Genomic DNA, 2,675 nt, shown 5'->3' on the forward strand with positions numbered 1-2,675 from the left:
TTCCCATTCGTCTACGTATAAGTCGGAGGAGGCATCCCCGGAGTCGGTGGGCATTACGGTGCCGCGGGCGTACACCGACGCCGGGCCGACGTGCACCGCCAACGACAGGCCGTAGACGGCGTCGCCTTCTCCCGGCGGCCGGGAGTCGAAGCCCACGGCCGGCCCCACGTCTACGAGCGCGGCGGCCGAGCCGGCGTAAATTATTAATAATGCTAGGATTGAACGCGGTTGCATAACTCGAGTCTCCTTAGAAATTGAACGAGGTATATACGTAGAAGCCGCCGCCGCCCTCGCTCTCGGCGTTTTCGTCGGCGGATTTTTTTACCAGGTTATAGGCCGCGGTCGAGGCCGCGGGGGCCGCTATCATGCCGATTAACAACCCCTTGAATTTCGCCGTGAAGTAGCCGGCCGCGGCCGACGCGTACGCCGCCGCCACCGAGGCGCCGACGCTCGCCCAGTCGTTTTCGGCGTCGTCGCCCCATATCTCGCCGGCACCGTACACGCCCAGGCCCACGCCGGCGGGATAGGCGATAAGGAATCCCCACAGGCCGCCGCCGGCGTACTGTTCGCTGGAGAACAGGTTGCCCACCGGGATGCCCGCCAGGCCCACGCCGATGCCGCCGACGTAACCGCAACCTACCTCCGCGGCGATTACGCCGGTGCCGTCCGCCCAGGCGGCCGCGGCGGCTGCCGTTATCATTATTAGCAGCCCGAAATACCTCACCCGAAATAATACAACGCCTCGCGCCCCTTGTAAACAGAAACTGTCGGCCAGTTTTCGGTTGCGCCGCCCTCGATTGTTAATTATTATAGCGCCGTGCGCGCGAGGCCGACGGCGATAATCGTGGCTATCGCGGCCGCTCCGGCGTGGGCCGTCACCTGGGCCGGCCTGCCCTTCGGGTACTACACCCCCGATACCGGCCCGGCCTTCGGCGCGTACGCGGCGGCCTTCTTCCGCCTCCCCGAAAGCTCGCCCGATACGCGCGACTCGTACGTCCAACCGATGGCGGTCTACACCTGGCACCGCCAGTTCCGCTTCGACCTCAACGGCGACCTGTACTCCCCGACCGGCGATTGGCGGCTGCTGGCCGAGGACCGCTTCGAGAAGTACCCCACGGCGTTCCGACCTCCCCCCGGCTCCCAAGACGTACCCAAGACGTATTACGCGCGCTACACGCGCAAGATGCTGCGCGCGGACGTCAAGGGGTACCGTCGCGTCGTCGGGCCGTTTTACGGCGGCCTGGGCGCCTTCGCGGAGAATTATAAAATAGTCGAGTGGGCGCCGGACGCGGAGGGGCTCCCGCCCGGATACCTGCCCGGGCCGGCGTACGCGCCGGGCGTCGAGGGGGGCCTTATCGTCGGGCCCACGGCCTTCGCGGAGTACGACACCCGCGACCGCCGCCATACGACGACGGAGGGCTTGTTCCTGCGGGGACGGTTTTCCGTCTTCGACGAGGGCGCGGGCTCGGACTACACCTTCCGGTGGTACGAGGCCGACGCGCGGTTCTTCTGGACGGTGGAGCGGCTGGGGCGGAAGTGGACCTGCGCCAACCGGTTGTTCCTTTCGGGCCGCGACGGCGCGCCGCCGTTCTGGGCGATGGCGGAGCTGGGCGGCTCCGCGATTCTGCGGGGCGAGCCGGAGGGGCGGGCGCGAGGCCGGTGGCTCGTGGCCTACCAGGAGGAGGTCCGGGTGCCGCTGTGGTGGCGGCTGGTGGGCGCGCTCTTCGTGGACGTGGGCGACGTCGGCTTCACGATGGCCGACTTCTCGTTCGACCACGTGGTGCTCACCGCCGGCGGGGGCTTGCGCCTCGACCTCGTCCGCGACGGCGAGGCCCGCGTGCGCGTCGACTACGGCCGCGGCAAGGACTCGCAGGGGATATATCTCGTGTTCGACGAGGCGTTTTAAGCCGCCGGCTGAAGCCGGCGGTTAACGCTTCGCCGGTTAGGCACCGCCCGCTGAAGCCGGCGGTATCTTTTTTACTCCCTGGGGCCGGCTTTCGGGTCGGCGCAGGTCTTTTAGGGGTAGTATGTTAATAGGCCGCCGGCTTAAGCCGGCGGTTCGACGCGTCGCGGGTTAGGCACCGCCCGCTGAAGCGGGTATCTTTTACTTTCTGGGGCCGGCCCTCGGGTCGGCGCAGGTCTTTTAGGGGTAGTATGTTAATAGGCCGCCGGCTTAAGCCGGCGGTTCGACGCGTCGCGGGTTAGGCACCACCCGCTGAAGCGGGCGGTATTCGATTAAATATTAAAAAGAAAACGTAACGCCGTACAGCGGCACCGGCGCGCCGTCGCTCCCCGCCGCCGCGGCTACGTACGGCTCGAAAGAGACGCGCGCTTCTTCGCTTACCGGAGCGGCCTTTTTCGCCTTATTGTAAACGTACGTTACGAGAAAAGGTTTACTGACTACGTCGAAGATGAAAACTCCCCAGTATATATCGTTCATATATACGTCTTTGACGTCGCGGTGCGTGGCCTTAATGACTAATACGGCGCCGCCCAACAGTGCGGTCTCGCCGTACGCCGCCAACGTCGCGTAGCCGATGGCTGCCCCCCGGTTAGGCGCGCTTTCGCCGACGGCGCCGGCCCCGACGTGGCACCCCAAGGCCGCGGCGAACGGGTAAGCCGCCCATATCGCCACAGCGGGGTAAACCCCGGCGCCGCCCGCTATCGCCCCGCCC

General features: G+C 66.2%; 4 protein-coding genes. 1 reads left to right on the forward strand and 3 read right to left on the reverse strand.

Annotated features, from left to right (window positions below; genetic code table 11):
- Both VMX79_02810 and VMX79_02815 read right to left on the reverse strand, forming a co-directional pair.
- A partial coding sequence (locus tag VMX79_02810) for a hypothetical protein (protein ID HUV86023.1) occupies positions 1-234 on the reverse strand: 234 nt, incomplete at its 3' end.
- A gap of 13 nt (positions 235-247) precedes the next feature.
- On the reverse strand, positions 248-700 hold the full coding sequence (locus VMX79_02815) for a hypothetical protein (GenBank protein ID HUV86024.1): 453 nt from the start codon (positions 698-700) through the stop codon (positions 248-250).
- 144 nt (positions 701-844) lie between these two features.
- Between VMX79_02815 and VMX79_02820 the strand changes: the two genes are divergently transcribed.
- Positions 845-1,906 (forward strand): BamA/TamA family outer membrane protein, encoded by a 1,062-nt coding sequence (locus VMX79_02820; GenBank protein HUV86025.1) that lies wholly within the window; start codon positions 845-847, stop codon positions 1,904-1,906.
- A 336-nt stretch (positions 1,907-2,242) separates the two neighbouring features.
- On the opposite strand, the gene VMX79_02825 is transcribed toward VMX79_02820, so the two are convergent.
- A partial coding sequence (locus VMX79_02825) for a hypothetical protein (GenBank protein HUV86026.1) occupies positions 2,243-2,675 on the reverse strand: 433 nt, incomplete at its 5' end.

The organism is bacterium (assembly GCA_035529855.1).
GTDB lineage: Bacteria > RBG-13-66-14 > B26-G2 > WVWN01 > WVWN01 > WVWN01.